At 57.7% G+C, this 13617-nt stretch carries 14 protein-coding genes; 3 read left to right on the top strand and 11 right to left on the bottom strand.

Going from position 1 to position 13617, the window contains the following annotated elements; translation table 11 throughout:
• Positions 1-107 precede the first annotated feature (107 nt).
• Positions 108-1112, top strand: coding sequence for a metallophosphoesterase (locus tag CKW26_RS04885; protein WP_095047716.1), 1005 nt, complete (start codon positions 108-110; stop codon positions 1110-1112).
• Positions 1113-1150: 38 nt separating this feature from the next.
• Here CKW26_RS04885 and CKW26_RS04880 read toward each other — a convergent pair whose 3' ends face one another.
• From CKW26_RS04880 to ccoN (CKW26_RS04835), 10 genes are all read right to left on the bottom strand, one after another.
• The gene (locus tag CKW26_RS04880; protein WP_095047715.1) at positions 1151-1570 is read right to left on the bottom strand and encodes a type II toxin-antitoxin system VapC family toxin; all 420 of its coding nucleotides are present in this window, start codon (positions 1568-1570) and stop codon (positions 1151-1153) included.
• Positions 1570-1824 (bottom strand): type II toxin-antitoxin system Phd/YefM family antitoxin, encoded by a 255-nt coding sequence (locus tag CKW26_RS04875; protein WP_177409224.1) that lies wholly within the window; start codon positions 1822-1824, stop codon positions 1570-1572. Before CKW26_RS04875 ends, CKW26_RS04880 begins: the two co-directional genes overlap by 1 nt.
• A gap of 530 nt (positions 1825-2354) precedes the next feature.
• The gene (gene ccoP / locus CKW26_RS04870; protein ID WP_093431872.1) at positions 2355-3338 is read right to left on the bottom strand and encodes a cytochrome-c oxidase, cbb3-type subunit III; all 984 of its coding nucleotides are present in this window, start codon (positions 3336-3338) and stop codon (positions 2355-2357) included.
• The gene (locus tag CKW26_RS04865) at positions 3335-3520 is read right to left on the bottom strand and encodes a CcoQ/FixQ family Cbb3-type cytochrome c oxidase assembly chaperone (protein WP_003175465.1); all 186 of its coding nucleotides are present in this window, start codon (positions 3518-3520) and stop codon (positions 3335-3337) included. The genes ccoP (CKW26_RS04870) and CKW26_RS04865 overlap by 4 nt, the downstream gene beginning before the upstream one ends.
• 5 nt (positions 3521-3525) lie before the next feature.
• The gene (gene ccoO / locus CKW26_RS04860) at positions 3526-4134 is read right to left on the bottom strand and encodes a cytochrome-c oxidase, cbb3-type subunit II (RefSeq protein WP_095047713.1); all 609 of its coding nucleotides are present in this window, start codon (positions 4132-4134) and stop codon (positions 3526-3528) included.
• Positions 4134-5576 (bottom strand): cytochrome-c oxidase, cbb3-type subunit I, encoded by a 1443-nt coding sequence (gene ccoN, locus CKW26_RS04855; protein ID WP_093431876.1) that lies wholly within the window; start codon positions 5574-5576, stop codon positions 4134-4136. Before ccoN (CKW26_RS04855) ends, ccoO (CKW26_RS04860) begins: the two co-directional genes overlap by 1 nt.
• 482 nt (positions 5577-6058) lie before the next feature.
• Positions 6059-7012 (bottom strand): cytochrome-c oxidase, cbb3-type subunit III, encoded by a 954-nt coding sequence (gene ccoP, locus CKW26_RS04850; protein WP_095047712.1) that lies wholly within the window; start codon positions 7010-7012, stop codon positions 6059-6061.
• Positions 7009-7206, bottom strand: a complete 198-nt coding sequence (locus tag CKW26_RS04845; RefSeq protein ID WP_095047711.1) for a cbb3-type cytochrome c oxidase subunit 3 — start codon at positions 7204-7206, stop codon at positions 7009-7011. The genes ccoP (CKW26_RS04850) and CKW26_RS04845 overlap by 4 nt, the downstream gene beginning before the upstream one ends.
• 3 nt (positions 7207-7209) lie before the next feature.
• Positions 7210-7818 (bottom strand): cytochrome-c oxidase, cbb3-type subunit II, encoded by a 609-nt coding sequence (ccoO, locus tag CKW26_RS04840; protein WP_003223389.1) that lies wholly within the window; start codon positions 7816-7818, stop codon positions 7210-7212.
• 10 nt (positions 7819-7828) lie between these two features.
• A complete protein-coding gene (gene ccoN / locus CKW26_RS04835; protein WP_008082029.1) occupies positions 7829-9253 on the bottom strand; it encodes a cytochrome-c oxidase, cbb3-type subunit I in 1425 nt (474 codons plus the stop codon).
• A 95-nt stretch (positions 9254-9348) separates the two neighbouring features.
• Here ccoN (CKW26_RS04835) and CKW26_RS04830 point away from each other — a divergent pair, with 95 nt between their 5' ends.
• Together CKW26_RS04830 and CKW26_RS04825 are read left to right on the top strand one after the other, a co-directional pair.
• Positions 9349-10029, top strand: a complete 681-nt coding sequence (locus CKW26_RS04830) for an alpha/beta family hydrolase (RefSeq protein ID WP_095047710.1) — start codon at positions 9349-9351, stop codon at positions 10027-10029.
• 1050 nt (positions 10030-11079) lie between these two features.
• The gene (locus tag CKW26_RS04825) at positions 11080-11445 is read left to right on the top strand and encodes a DUF6124 family protein (protein WP_095047709.1); all 366 of its coding nucleotides are present in this window, start codon (positions 11080-11082) and stop codon (positions 11443-11445) included.
• 778 nt (positions 11446-12223) lie between these two features.
• Here the strand turns inward: CKW26_RS04825 and CKW26_RS04820 are convergent.
• Positions 12224-13615, bottom strand: a complete 1392-nt coding sequence (locus CKW26_RS04820) for a surface-adhesin E family protein (RefSeq protein WP_095047708.1) — start codon at positions 13613-13615, stop codon at positions 12224-12226.
• Positions 13616-13617 lie beyond the last annotated feature (2 nt).

Raw genomic sequence — 13617 nt, 5'->3', positions numbered from 1 at the left:
AATTGATTGTTCTTTATGAGTGCTTTGAAGTTTTCTGTTTTTTCGAATAAGTTCTGTTTGCGCGAAAAGTTTGCGTCTGATTGATTAATCTAAACGGAATTTAATGTATGGCTTTTAACAAGTTTGCAAGCGTTGTGCTGGGTGTTTGTTTGTGGGCGACGGTTGTATCGGCGCAGGCTATAAGCGGAACACCGAAACACATGGTTTTTGCCTCGGATACTCAATATCCCTGGACCGACAAGACTGATGACCGGGAGCCGGAATCCGACGCCGAATTCGATGTTCGTTCGAAATGGCTGGTTGATACTCAGCTTGGGAGTATTGCCGAGTTCAGAAATCAGCACGGCTCTCAAGCCCAGGTGCCTTTGATGATCAATGGCGATATAACCGCTTTTGGTCATGGCTGGCAGCGTTCGTTCATGAAGGATTTACTGACCAAGCACTTCAAAGGTGAGTATTTGTATGGCTTGGGTAATCACGATTATGAAAACAATGTTGATGATTGTTTTAGTAATAGCTGTGCAGCGGGAAGTATCGTCGAATTCAAAGAACACCATGAGGGTAAAGTCGACAGCTTTGATCTGAAAATCACCAGTGGGTTTCTCAGTAAAAAGTACTCTGGCAGTCTCGCCTATTCAAAAAATATCGGCGAAGTTCATATGGTTCAACTCAATAACGAACCGACGTATACCACCCGCATTGCTCATCCATTGAACCCGACGACATTTGAAATCAACGATGCGCTCGACTGGCTCGAGACGGACCTCAGACTGGCGCGAGCCTCGGGGTACGCCATCATCATCAATATGCATAAACCGTTGCGCCACCAGGGGACCCAGGCGCAACAGAAACGCTTCACCGATATGGTCAACAAATATCAAGTGACGGCGATCTTTGCCGGCCATTTGCATAAGGATGGAGGTGATGCTTATTGGGAGGGTAGCGTACCCATCTACCTGAGCGGCAGTACGTCTCAGCAAACCTATCTGATTGCCAGTTTCACCGAGGACCGCAAGCAGTTGCAGGTCTATCTGGTGAAGAACAATCAGTGGCGCAATCGAACGCTGATCGATACGACGCCGGTGCATTCAATCTTTGCCAAGCGCCCATAAAAAAAGCCCCGCCAGTGATTAGGCGGGGCTTTGTACGATCAGTGATTGGCAGCGTTCCATGGATTGATCAGATGAACGCCGCTGAGTTGGAAATCGGCAACATTACGGGTGACCAGCGTCAGCCCATGAACAAGCGCGGTGGCGGCGATCAAAGCGTCGCATTCATTGCTGCGATCAGGCACGTGCAGCTGTGCGCATCGGCTAGCGACGGTGCTATCGACCGAGAGGATTCTTCCCGAGAATGCGGGTTTGACATGACGCTCGAGCCAGTTGCGCAGCATCCCTCCTTGTGGCGGGTCGCGGCGTTCGATACGCAGAATGCCGGTTTCCAGCTCCAGCACAGTGATGGCCGATAAATACAGGCTGGCCGGGGCGACGCTGTTTGCCCATGTCACCACCTGCTTGTCGGCCTGGGGTTTTCGCAGTTCGGAAACTACATTGGTATCCAGTAGAAACATCAGGACAGGTCCACGCTGCGAGGAGTGATGACGGCGCGCTCGGGTTCGAATTCGATGTCAGGCGCATTCGGCATGACCAGCAGATCGACGATGCTGGTCTGGGTACCGGTCAGTTTCTGGTATTCCTCGATGCACAGCAGTACATGGGCAGGCTTGCCACGATCGGTAATGATGACCGGGCCCTGATGCGCGGCTTTTTTGGCAGCACTGGTGTCCTGGTTGAATTCGCGGCTGGAAATGGTCGTGATGGCCATCATGTTCGGCCTCCGGTGATCCTGGTGTAGAAACGTTACTACTTTGGGGTTTGCCCCGCAATCGAAAAGGTGGGTTGCGGACGATCGGTTTATCACTGTCATAACGGCACCGGCGAAAGCGCCCCGGCCAAAGGGCAGGGGCGCAGGATATTGGACGTAAATTCGCTGTGTTTTGCTGCCCCCTGTCAGGGCAATCTGCCGCCGCCAAGACCGTCCAGACCGCCGCTGTTACCTGGGCAACCTACGGGGTTTGGTGAGGGTGAGCGTGCGGGTGCCACAGGCCTATTCACCAGCGTTGCTTCATGATCATGGAGGGACTGCAAACGTTTTGGCAGTGTGGTTTCGTCATTCTTTGACATGTAGGCTTCATCCTTGAAGGTTGACCCGATGCTGCTCATCGGGGTGAGAAAAACCTACAGGGCAGCTTTCCTCAGGTCTATTGAGCAAACGTTTCAAGGCATGAATTCCAGCATGAAAAAAGGCCCCGCCAATCAACATTGGCGGGGCCTTTTCTACTTCAAGCGCTGGCCTTACTCGGCGTTCGCTTCGGGTGCTTTTTCACCGTGGGACAGGCTGTAAACATATGCCGCCAGCAGGTGCACCTTGTCGTTGCCTTGCAGTTGTTCCTGCGCAGGCATCTGGCCCTGACGGCCGTAACGGATGGTCTGCTGCAGTTGCGCGAAGCTCGAACCGTAGATGAACGCACCCGGGTGGGTCAGGTCAGGCGCGCCCATGGCGGGGGTGCCTTTGCCGGCCGGACCGTGGCAGGCCACGCAGTTGGCGGCAAACAGTTTACCGCCGTTAGCCGGGTCAGCCTTGGTGCCTTCCGGCAGTTTGCGGCCATCCAGGTTGGTCACGACAAACGCTGCCACGTCGGCAACGCCTTGCTCACCAATCACTTCAGCCCAGGCCGGCATCACCGCGTGACGACCGCCCATGATGGTGGTCTTGATGGTTTCCGGCTCGCCGCCCCAGCGCCAGTCGGCGTCGGTCAGGTTAGGGAAACCGTAGGCACCCTTGGCGTCGGAACCGTGGCACACCGAGCAGTTGGAGGCGAACAAACGGCCACCCATCTTCAGTGCTTGCGGATCCTTGGCCACTTCTTCGATTGGCATGGCAGCGAACTTGGCGAAGATCGGACCGAACTTGGCGTCCGAGCGGGCCATTTCCTTTTCCCACTCGTGCACGCCGGTCCAGCCGGTCTGGCCATTGGCGAACGCGGTCTGCTTGTCGTTATCGAGGTAGTTGTAGCCCGGCAGCAGGCCTTTCCAGTTGCCCAGGCCCGGGTACAGCACCAGGTAACCCAAGGCAAAAATGATGGTGCCGACAAACAGCATGAACCACCATTTCGGCAGTGGGTTGTCGTACTCCTCGATCCCGTCGAAGGAGTGCCCGACCGTCTCGTCCGTCTGTTCGCTGCGCTGGCCCTTGCGGGTCGACAGCAGCAGCCAGGTCAGGGAAAAGATCGTACCGAGACTGAGGACTGTGACGTACAGACTCCAGAATGTAGTCATTCTTTGTTACTCCTAGAAGCTTGCTCGACGTGCTTGATGGCTTCGGGATCATCCGCAAAAGGCAACAAGGTCGCGTCTTCAAACTCCGACTTGCGCTTGGGGCTGAACACCCACAACGCCAGACCGATGAAGGCCACCATCACGACAACGGTGCCCAGGCCACGAATCATCCCGATATCCATCTAGATCACCGTTTGCTTTTGATGATGGTGCCCAGGCCTTGCAGATAGGCCACCAGCGCGTCCATTTCGGTTTTGCCCTTCACGGCATCCTTGGCCCCGGCGATGTCTTCGTCGGTGTAAGGAACGCCGAGCGTGCGCAACACTTCCATTTTCTTGGCAGTGTCTTTGCCGTCGAGCTTGTTTTCTACGAGGAACGGGTAAGCCGGCATTTTCGACTCAGGCACGACGTTGCGCGGGTTGTACAAGTGCGCACGCTGCCAGTCATCGGAGTAACGACCGCCAACACGGGCCAGATCTGGCCCGGTACGTTTGGAACCCCACAGGAACGGGTGATCCCAGACGCTTTCACCGGCGACCGAGTAGTGCCCATAGCGTTCGGTTTCGGCACGGAACGGACGGATCATCTGCGAGTGGCAGCCGACACAGCCGTTGGCGATGTAAACGTCGCGGCCTTCCAGTTCCAGCGCCGAACGCGGCTTCATGCCTTCGACTGGCTTATTGGTGACGTCCTGGAAAAACAGCGGAACGATTTGGGTCAGGCCGCCAACGCTGACGGCGATGACCATGAAGAAGGCCAGCAGGCCAATATTCTTCTCGACAGCTTCATGCTTCATCAGTGAGCTCCAACGACAGCGATCTGGGCAGCGGCTTCGGCTTCAGCCGGGTTCGAGGCGCGCACGGTGCGCCAGACGTTGTAAGCCATCAGGAACATGCCGCTGGCGAAGAAAGCACCGCCCAAGGCGCGAACGATGTAGCCCGGGTGGCTGGCTTGCAGCGCTTCAACGAACGAGTAGGTGAGGGTGCCGTCGTCGTTGATTGCACGCCACATCAGGCCCTGCGTGATGCCGTTGACCCACATCGAAGCGATGTAGAGCACGGTGCCGATGGTCGCGAGCCAGAAGTGCGCGTTGATCAGGCCAACACTGTGCATCTGCGCACGGCCGAACAGGCGCGGGATCATGTGGTAGATCGCGCCGATCGAGATCATCGCTACCCAGCCGAGAGCGCCAGCGTGTACGTGGCCAATGGTCCAGTCGGTGTAGTGCGAGAGCGAGTTGACGGTCTTGATCGCCATCATCGGCCCTTCGAAGGTCGACATGCCGTAGAACGCCAACGAGACCACGAGGAAGCGCAGGATCGGGTCGGTGCGCAGCTTATGCCAGGCGCCCGACAGGGTCATCATGCCGTTGATCATGCCGCCCCAGCTTGGCGCCAGAAGGATGATCGACATCGCCATGCCCAGCGATTGTGCCCAATCCGGCAGTGCGGTGTAGTGCAGGTGGTGCGGACCGGCCCAGATGTACAGGGTGATCAGCGCCCAGAAGTGCACGATCGACAGGCGATAGGAGTAGATCGGACGCTCGGCCTGTTTCGGCACGAAGTAGTACATCATCCCGAGGAAACCGGTGGTCAGGAAGAAGCCCACCGCGTTGTGGCCGTACCACCACTGGATCATCGCATCGGTCGCGCCGGAGTAGGCGGAGTAGGACTTGAAGAAGCTCACCGGCAGGGAGGCGTGGTTGACGATGTGCAGCATCGCCGTGACGACGATGAACGCGCCGTAGAACCAGTTACCCACATAAATGTGCTTGGTTTTGCGCTTGGTGATGGTGCCGAAGAACACCAGACCGTAGGTGACCCAGACAATCGCCAGCAGAATAGCCAGTGGCCATTCCAGTTCCGCGTATTCCTTGGTGGTGGTGTAACCCAGCGGCAAGGTAATGATCGCGCCGACGATCACCGCTTGCCAGCCCCAGAAGGTGAAGGCCGCGAGGCTGTCGGAAATCAGTCGCGTCTGGCAGGTTCGCTGCACGACATAGTAGGAAGTGGCAAACAGTGCACAACCACCGAAGGCGAAAATCACCAGGTTTGTGTGCAACGGGCGCAGGCGTCCAAAGCTCGTCCAAGGCAGACCGAAGTTCAACTCCGGCCAGACCAGTTGCGAGGCGATGAAGACACCGAGCCCCATGCCAAGGATCCCCCAGACCACCGTCATGATGGCGAACTGGCGGACTACCTTATAGTTATAAGCAGTCGGACTGATTGCTGTGCTCATTCTAAGGTTCCACGGTTTGGGTGTTTTATTAGGATTAAAATCGGCCGCAAGTATGCAGAGAGCAGGGGGTCATTGCAACGCGCCATGACCTGGGTCAATGCTTTCCAACGCTGATTCTGCGGCCTTTCCATGCGCCGCGTAAGGACAAAATTGGCCTCGGACAAAATGTCGCAGCGGACGAAAAAAGCGAGGGGTTCAGGTCGCTTGTAACGGGGTGTGTTCAAACGCTCAGTTCGGGTGACGGACGCTAAATGGCACGACAGCCGGTATCTACCGGCGTTTGCGGCCACATCAGTCAGCCGGTTCGCGGAACACAGCAGTCAGCGTTGACCTGGAACCGGCACAAGCCAGTCCGCATCGAGCAAGCGTAGACCCGAATCAGAGGAACCGAAAGGAGAGGGTGTGAAGGGGTGCGACAATGCGTCGCAAAGGGGCTGGATGCTGCCGCACCGAGAATGGTGCGGCAGATGTGTACGCAATGCTTACTTCTTGTTGTCTTCAGTAATCAGTTTTTCTGTATTCAATCCATGTGACAGGCTGTACACATAAGCGGCCAGCAATTGCACTTTATCGTTACCCAGCAGCTCGTTCTGCGCCGGCATGTGGCCTTGGCGACCATGGCGAATGGTTTGCTCGAGTTGGGTCAGGCTGGTGCCATAGATAAACCCGGCCGGGTGCGTCAGATTTGGCGCCCCCATGGCTTCAGTACCTTGGCCGGTTGCCCCATGACAGGCCACGCAAGTAGTGCTGAACGCCTGCTGTCCGGCTTGCAGGTCAGCCTTGTTATCGGCTGGCAATGGCAGACCGGCCAGTTCGTGACGGACGTACGCCGCGACGTTTTTCACCCCGGCTTCGCCCAACACTTCGCCCCAGGCCGGCATTGCCGCCATCCGGCCACCCATGATGGTGGTCTTGATGGTGTCGGCGTCGCCACCCCAGCGCCAGTCGCTGTCGGCGAGGTTAGGGAAACCGAACGCGCCTTTGGCGTCTGAGCCGTGGCACACCGAGCAGTTGGAGGCGAACAGGCGGCCACCCATCTTCAGCGCCTGCGGATCCTTCGCCACTTCTTCCAGCGGCATGGCGGCGAACTTGGCGAAGATCGGCCCGAATTTGGCGTCGGCCTTGTTCATTTCCTTTTCCCACTCGTGCACGCCGGTCCAGCCATCCTCGTAACCCGGCAGGATGCCTTTCCAGTTGCCCAGGCCCGGATAGAGGATCAGATAGCCCACGGAAAACACCAGCGTGCCGGCGAACAGCATGAACCACCACTGCGGCAGCGGGTTGTCGTACTCCTCGATGCCGTCGAAGCTATGGCCCATGGTCTGGTCTACGCTGCCCTTGGTCTCGCCCCGGCGCGTGCCGATCAGCAGCCACGTCAGGCCGATCAGGCTGCCGATGGTCAGTACGCAGATCCACGTACTCCAGAAGGTGGTCATGGCCGGGTACTCCTTGTCTCATTTACTGGGGTTGTGTCGGGTTGCGGCTCGTCGGCGAACGGCAGCAGACGCGCTTCGGCGAATTCCGGGGTGCGCTTGCGGTTGAATACCCACAAAGTCAAACCGACGAAAGCTATAAACACGACAACGGTGCCTAAACCACGGATCAGCCCTGTGCTCATTTCAATGACCATGGCTCACCTCTTGCTCTTGATCGCAGTGCCGAGCACTTGCAGGTAGGAGACGAGGGCGTCCATTTCGGTCTTCCCCTTGAGGCTGGCCACCGCACCGCTGATGTCGTCGTCGGTGTACGGCACGCCGAGGGTGCGCATGGTCTTGAGCTTGGTTTCGGTGTGGCTGCTGTCGACCGCTTGCGTGACCAGCCACGGATAGGCCGGCATTTTCGATTCCGGTACGACGTTGCGCGGGTTGTACAAGTGCGCGCGGTGCCAGTCATCCGAGTAACGCGCGCCGACCCGGGCGAGGTCCGGACCGGTACGTTTCGAACCCCACAGGAACGGGTGATCCCACACGCTTTCGCCCGCAACCGAGTAGTGCCCGTAGCGCTCGGTTTCGGCGCGGAACGGGCGGATCATCTGCGAGTGGCAACCGACGCAGCCTTCGCGGATGTAGATGTCGCGGCCTTCCAGTTGCAGCGCGGTGTAGGGCTTCATGCCTTCCACCGGTTTGTTGGTGACGTCCTGGAAGAACAGCGGGACGATCTGGGTCAGGCCGCCGATGCTCACGGCAAAGACCATGAGCAACATCAACAGGCCGACGTTCTTTTCAATCGTTTCGTGTTTCATGGCGGACTCCTCAGGCCATCTGCGCGGCAGCAACGACGTCAGCAGGCTGCGAGGCCCGCACGGTGCGCCAGGTGTTGTAAGCCATCAGGAACATGCCGCTGAGGAAGATCGCGCCACCAATCAGCCGCACGACGAAGCCTGGGTGGCTGGCCACCAGGGTTTCGACGAAGGAGTAGGTCAGCGTGCCGTCCTCGTTTACCGCACGCCACATCAAGCCTTGGGCGATGCCGTTGACCCACATCGACGCGATGTAGAGCACGGTGCCGATGGTCGCGAGCCAGAAGTGCGCGTTGATCAAACCGACGCTGTGCATCTGCGCCTTGCCGAAGATTTTCGGGATCATGTGGTACAGCGCGCCGATCGAGATCATCGCCACCCAGCCGAGGGCGCCGGCATGTACGTGGCCGATGGTCCAGTCGGTGTAGTGGGAGAGGGCGTTGACGGTCTTGATCGCCATCATCGGACCTTCGAAGGTCGACATGCCGTAGAACGCCAGCGAGACCACAAGGAAGCGCAGGATCGGGTCGCTGCGCAATTTATGCCAGGCGCCTGAGAGGGTCATCATGCCGTTGATCATGCCGCCCCAGCTCGGTGCCAGCAGAATCAGCGACATCACCATGCCCAGCGACTGTGCCCAGTCTGGCAGCGCGGTGTAGTGCAAGTGGTGCGGGCCGGCCCAGATGTACAGGGTGATCAAGGCCCAGAAGTGCACGATCGACAGGCGATACGAATACACCGGACGCTCGGCCTGTTTCGGTACGAAGTAGTACATCATCCCGAGGAAACCAGCGGTGAGGAAAAAGCCTACGGCGTTGTGGCCGTACCACCATTGCACCATCGCGTCGGTTGCACCGGCGTACACCGAGTAGGACTTGGTGAAACTCACCGGCAATTCAAGGTTGTTGACGATGTGCAGAATCGCCACGGTGATGATGAACGCGCCGAAGAACCAGTTGCCCACGTAGATGTGCTTGGTCTTGCGCTGCATGATCGTGCCGAAGAACACGATGGCGTAGGCGACCCAGACGATGGTGATCAGGATGTCGATCGGCCATTCCAGCTCGGCGTATTCCTTGGAACTGGTGTAACCCAGTGGCAGGCTGATCGCCGCCAGCAGGATCACCAGTTGCCAGCCCCAGAAGCAGAACGCGGCGATTTTCGGCGCAAACAGTTGTGTCTGGCAGGTGCGTTGCACCGAGTAAAACGAACTGGCGAACAGCGCACAGCCACCGAACGCGAAGATTACCGCGTTGGTGTGCAGCGGGCGCAGACGGCCGAAACTGGTCCAGGGCAAATTGAAGTTGAGTTCGGGCCAGACCAATTGAGCCGCGAGAAAAACCCCGAGGCCCATGCCGACGATGCCCCACACCACCGTCATAATGGCGAATTGGCGGACCACCTTGTAGTTGTAGGCGGTACTGATAGAAGTGTTCATGGTTCCCCATCCACGGTTCAGCCGAAGTGAGCGCGCGCAAGACACGCGGCGAATCCTTCGTCTGGAGTTATAGGCAGACTAAAAGCGAGGCAAGCATGGACAAACAGCACAAGGCCAGTATTGACGGGGATCAATGGGCGCAGTGTGTGCGTGATCATGGATGGCTTTGGGATGCCGCTGAGGGTAAGGCGTTTGTGACGTTGATCCTCGCGCATGGGGCGGGGGCGCCGATGGATAGCGATTGGATGACCGACATGGCTGGGCGCCTTGCTGCACTGGGTGTGAACGTGTTGCGGTTTGAGTTTCCTTATATGGCGCAGCGGCGGGTGGATGGGGTGAAGCGGCCGCCGAATCCTGCGGGGAAATTGCAGGAGTGTTGGCGTGAGGTGTATGCCGAGGTGCGGCGTCATGTCGCTGGGGTTTTGGCCATTGGCGGGAAGTCTATGGGTGGGCGGATGGCCAGTCTTTTGGCTGACGAATTGGAAGCGGATGCTTTGGTGTGTCTGGGGTATCCGTTTTATGCGGTGGGGAAGCCGGAGAAGCCTCGGGTTGAGCATTTGGCTGGTTTGCAGACTCGGACGTTGATTGTGCAGGGCGAGCGGGATGCGTTAGGCAATCGTGAGGCGGTTGAGGCTTACACCTTGTCACCGAGTATTGAGGTGGCGTGGTTAGCTGCCGGCGATCATGACCTCAAGCCATTAAAGGTTTCCGGGTTTACCCATGAACAGCATTTGGCCAGCGCTGCGCAGAAAATAGCCGAGTTTCTCAGCAACTGACCGAGCTGGGCTGAGATTTTGAACTGCATGAAGATCTGCTCCCTTTCCCCCTCGCCCCCATGGGGGAGAGGGCTGGGGTGAGGGGGATCGATTTCAGCTGCGACATATTTTTTGGGTACATATCCGTTGCTGCGGTAACGGCCACTTAGGGTTCCGCCCTTACGGCGGGTCACCTTTTCCAAACGCCGAAAAGGTAACCCAAAAGGCTTGCTCCTACGTACGGCCCGCTCGCTAAGGCTCGGGGTCCCTTCGCTCCGGGATCGATCCGGGCGCAGCGCCTACGGTTTGCTTCGCTGCACCTCCTCTCGCTGTGTTTGGCTTCGCCAAACGGTCGCTGCGCTCCCACCCCCGGATCAATCCCTCACTCAGCCTTCCGACGTCGCCCGTGGATCAAGATCAAAAGCAGGCGAGCTGACACTCGGCCTATTGAGTGGTTAAGGGCCAAGCGGTGTTCGGCTGTTAATTTGTGTTGTGACTGCCCTCACACCAGCCCTCTCCCGAGGGAGAGAAAGCCGATTTGTGGGCTTTTCAAAGCCTGAGTTCAACGCGCTATTGCATGTCGGCGTACCTCTCCCAAACACCGCGATCAGTCCCCTCTCCCTCTGGGAGAGGGCTAGGGTGAGGGGCGATTTCGCTGACACGATAAAAAACTGGAAGCGCTCTCTGTCCAGCATTTCCTGCGCGTAAACATGATTCCGTGAGCGCGTTTAAAGTACACAGCCCGTTACGCCACGGGGCCTACAACACCTTGCGCCGTTACCTACGCGTACGCCAGAATCCGCCTGCTTACGCGGCTATGAGGTGGGTTGTATCGTGTCCCTGTCACTGAAAAACAGTGATCGGGTTTGGTAGCCCGCTTCGAAACCGTATGGCGTCACCGTATGCAGTCCCTTTTTGGGGGCTCAGATCTTTATGGTGGGCATGCGTGGGGCTCATTCGTGAGCGCCGGGTTTCCCGTTTCGACCGGTCTACCAACCCACGTATGGCCACCACCCACTCGTTTGGTAGCGAGGGTGATGGCTCCTAATATTCGAAACTGGAGTTACACCTATGTTCAAAATCACACCAAACCCGCCCGTTACCGATCCAATCCCACACGACCCCGCGATTAGCCCGCAAAAGATCAAAGAAGCAACCGACCGCGCCCTCGACTACTACCTCCGACCCGAAGCCCTGGGTGCTCCACCAAGCTCGCCAAAATTTCGCCCGGTCTATCTCGTCGACCCCACGCTGGATGACGAAACGCTGCTGGTCGAGGCGAGCGAGTCGCTTTCATACGCCCATGCCATGGCCGGTAACATCGCCCACTCAATCGGCGGCCCGGAGCGCAAACCGCTGCTGGCGCTGCAACAGGTGATCATGCTCAACGAACTTTTGGTCAATCGACTGCTGGATAAGCTGAAGTTGCCTCAGTAATTTCGCTGGCTGTTATGGCCTCATCGCGAGCAGGCTCACTCCTACAAGGGATTGTCGTTGGACACAAATCTGTGATCCCACTACGTTCCAAAGTGGGAGCGAGCCTGCTCGCGAAAAGCGCTCTGCCAAGCACTATCACTTTCAGACAAGCAACAAAAAACCCGGAAGCTTTCGCCGTCCGGGCTTTCAAGATCAAAAGATCGCAGCCTTCGGCAGCTCCTACATTGGAATGCATGTTCCTGTAGGAGCTGCCGAAGGCTGCGATCTTTTTGATTTACTGGGTAATGGGTAGCCTGCCAGTGATCACAAATTTATCGAACACTTTCTGACCATCGCGCGCAGCTTGTCAAACATCAAGGAATGTCAGCTCATCACGAACTTTCTGTTTTGCGGGTTTTCGGGCGGGGGTTGTATTCATGCTGGCCGGTCTGTGTGATTGGGTAGCGACCGGCAAACGATAGAACCTGGCTTCATCAAGCACCAGTCGGCGCATTCTGGGCGAGTTGTAGGCAGTGTCTGCATTGCTTGAGTGAGCTCGTCGTCGGCAGAGACGGCCTCATCGCGAGCAGGCTCGCTCCTACAAGGGATTGTGGTCGGGCACAAAAGCTGTGTTCATCGCAGACCCCATGTAGGAGTGAGCCTGATCGCGATGGCGGTCTGCCGGCCCCCAAAAATTCCAGATCACAAACAAAAGGCCCGGAAGCGCTCGCTTGCCGGGCTTTCAAATGTAAAACGGGCTACGCGGGATTGCTGCGCTATTTCAGCGTCCCGTCGCTGCCTACTTCACGCTTTGCACGTGCATATCCACCGCAATCCCATCGCCTTTATCCGTACTAGCGTGATAGAAAAAACCGTAATCCACCAGATAGTAATAATGATCCATCGGCACGGGCTTCAAGCTCTTGCGCTGATCACGGCAACTGATCGCTTTGGCGTTACCACTCAACGCCGGGTTCAGCAGTTTGGCGGGTGATTCGCTGTCGACGGTGCAATCCACGGTAACCGGTTCTTCCCCCAGCGAGCCGATCAGGTTGCTGTTGATGCTGCCTTGGCGGGTGTAGCCCAGTTGGCTGCCGACGCGCATTTGCTGCCAATCACCTCGGAAACTCAAATTGTCGATCACAAGGGTGTTGCGGGACAGTTTGGCCTGTTCCCGACCGGACAGGGTGAGCAGGCCGCGCCAGCTGATTTGATGGCCGACGAGGTTTTCGCTCTTATGGTCAATGCTCAGTTGTTGGCTGGCCGGGTCGCTGGAAATGAAGTATTCGGTGCGTTCCGGCCAGCTCTTTTTGCTATTGCTGGCGGTCCCGGCGAGGTCCAGGTAAGTCAGGGTCTTGAGTGGTTTCGGCAGGTGCAGCTGTTCGATGCTTTTCAGCACGTTCGGGTTGATGTCGGGGATAGCGTTGGCATCTACCGTCGCTTTGCTGCGTCGGGTCAGCGCCGGCAGGCTGGCGATTGACGTTGGTGCGTTGCACACCAGTTCAACCATCTTTGACTTGTCCGCCTCGGACGCCGTGATCGCTTTGGTCTCGGGGAACATGTCGACTTTGCCGTCGGTGACCTGGTTGTCGGCGTTGAGGAAATAGCGGGCCAGCAGCGTGGAATTGCGTGTGGCGCAATCGAACGTGTAATGCTCGCGAGTTTGGGTGAACGGTGCGCTATTGACCAGGTTGAGGCGGGTTTTCGGCTCGTCGTAGGCCATCCATACATCGACTTGCCCGGCCTTGTTTTGCAGGTTGTTTTTATCGACCAGCAACCAGCGACCCGTGTCGTCTTCCGCCACTTTGCGCCAATCGGCGACGGGCAGGTTTTTGCATGCCTGGAGGAAGTCGCGGTTGTTCAGCAGTGTGGCGTGGTAACGCTCGGGCAACGCCCTCGCCGGCGCATAGTGGCCCGGATTGCCCGGATAAATGTGGCGCATCAACAGGAATGAATACACTTCGTTGATCTGCGCCGTGCTGCAGGCCGCCGAGTACTGGAAGCGCTGTACCACCACGGATTGCGGATCGCGCGGCTCGATCACCTGAAAGTTGATGACGTCGCCTTCACGCATCAGGCTGTTGGGTGTCAACGGCTGGGCCAGCAACACTGCCTGGCGGTCGGTATTTTTGGGCTGGGTGACGCAAGCGGCCAGCAGCAATGTGCTGATGCAAAGAATGATGCGCTGCACGG

The organism is Pseudomonas sp. Irchel s3h9, from assembly GCF_900187475.1.
Classification (GTDB): Bacteria; Pseudomonadota; Gammaproteobacteria; order Pseudomonadales; family Pseudomonadaceae; genus Aquipseudomonas; species Aquipseudomonas neuropathica.
This window is presented reverse-complemented; position numbering and strand designations above follow the sequence as displayed.

Excerpts from the sequence above, each read along its gene's own strand:
- CKW26_RS04885 (WP_095047716.1), top strand. The coding sequence starts at position 108 with ATGGCTTTTAACAAGTTTGCAAGCGTTGTGCTGGGTGTTTGTTTGTGG.
- CKW26_RS04880 (WP_095047715.1), bottom strand. The coding sequence starts at position 1,570 with ATGTTTCTACTGGATACCAATGTAGTTTCCGAACTGCGAAAACCCCAG.
- CKW26_RS04875 (WP_177409224.1), bottom strand. The coding sequence starts at position 1,824 with ATGGCCATCACGACCATTTCCAGCCGCGAATTCAACCAGGACACCAGT.
- ccoP (WP_093431872.1), bottom strand. The coding sequence starts at position 3,338 with ATGACTACATTCTGGAGTCTGTACGTCACAGTCCTCAGTCTCGGTACG.
- CKW26_RS04865 (WP_003175465.1), bottom strand. The coding sequence starts at position 3,520 with ATGGATATCGGGATGATTCGTGGCCTGGGCACCGTTGTCGTGATGGTG.
- ccoO (WP_095047713.1), bottom strand. The coding sequence starts at position 4,134 with ATGAAGCATGAAGCTGTCGAGAAGAATATTGGCCTGCTGGCCTTCTTC.
- ccoN (WP_093431876.1), bottom strand. The coding sequence starts at position 5,576 with ATGAGCACAGCAATCAGTCCGACTGCTTATAACTATAAGGTAGTCCGC.
- ccoP (WP_095047712.1), bottom strand. The coding sequence starts at position 7,012 with ATGACCACCTTCTGGAGTACGTGGATCTGCGTACTGACCATCGGCAGC.
- CKW26_RS04845 (WP_095047711.1), bottom strand. The coding sequence starts at position 7,206 with ATGGTCATTGAAATGAGCACAGGGCTGATCCGTGGTTTAGGCACCGTT.
- ccoO (WP_003223389.1), bottom strand. The coding sequence starts at position 7,818 with ATGAAACACGAAACGATTGAAAAGAACGTCGGCCTGTTGATGTTGCTC.
- ccoN (WP_008082029.1), bottom strand. The coding sequence starts at position 9,253 with ATGAACACTTCTATCAGTACCGCCTACAACTACAAGGTGGTCCGCCAA.
- CKW26_RS04830 (WP_095047710.1), top strand. The coding sequence starts at position 9,349 with ATGGACAAACAGCACAAGGCCAGTATTGACGGGGATCAATGGGCGCAG.
- CKW26_RS04825 (WP_095047709.1), top strand. The coding sequence starts at position 11,080 with ATGTTCAAAATCACACCAAACCCGCCCGTTACCGATCCAATCCCACAC.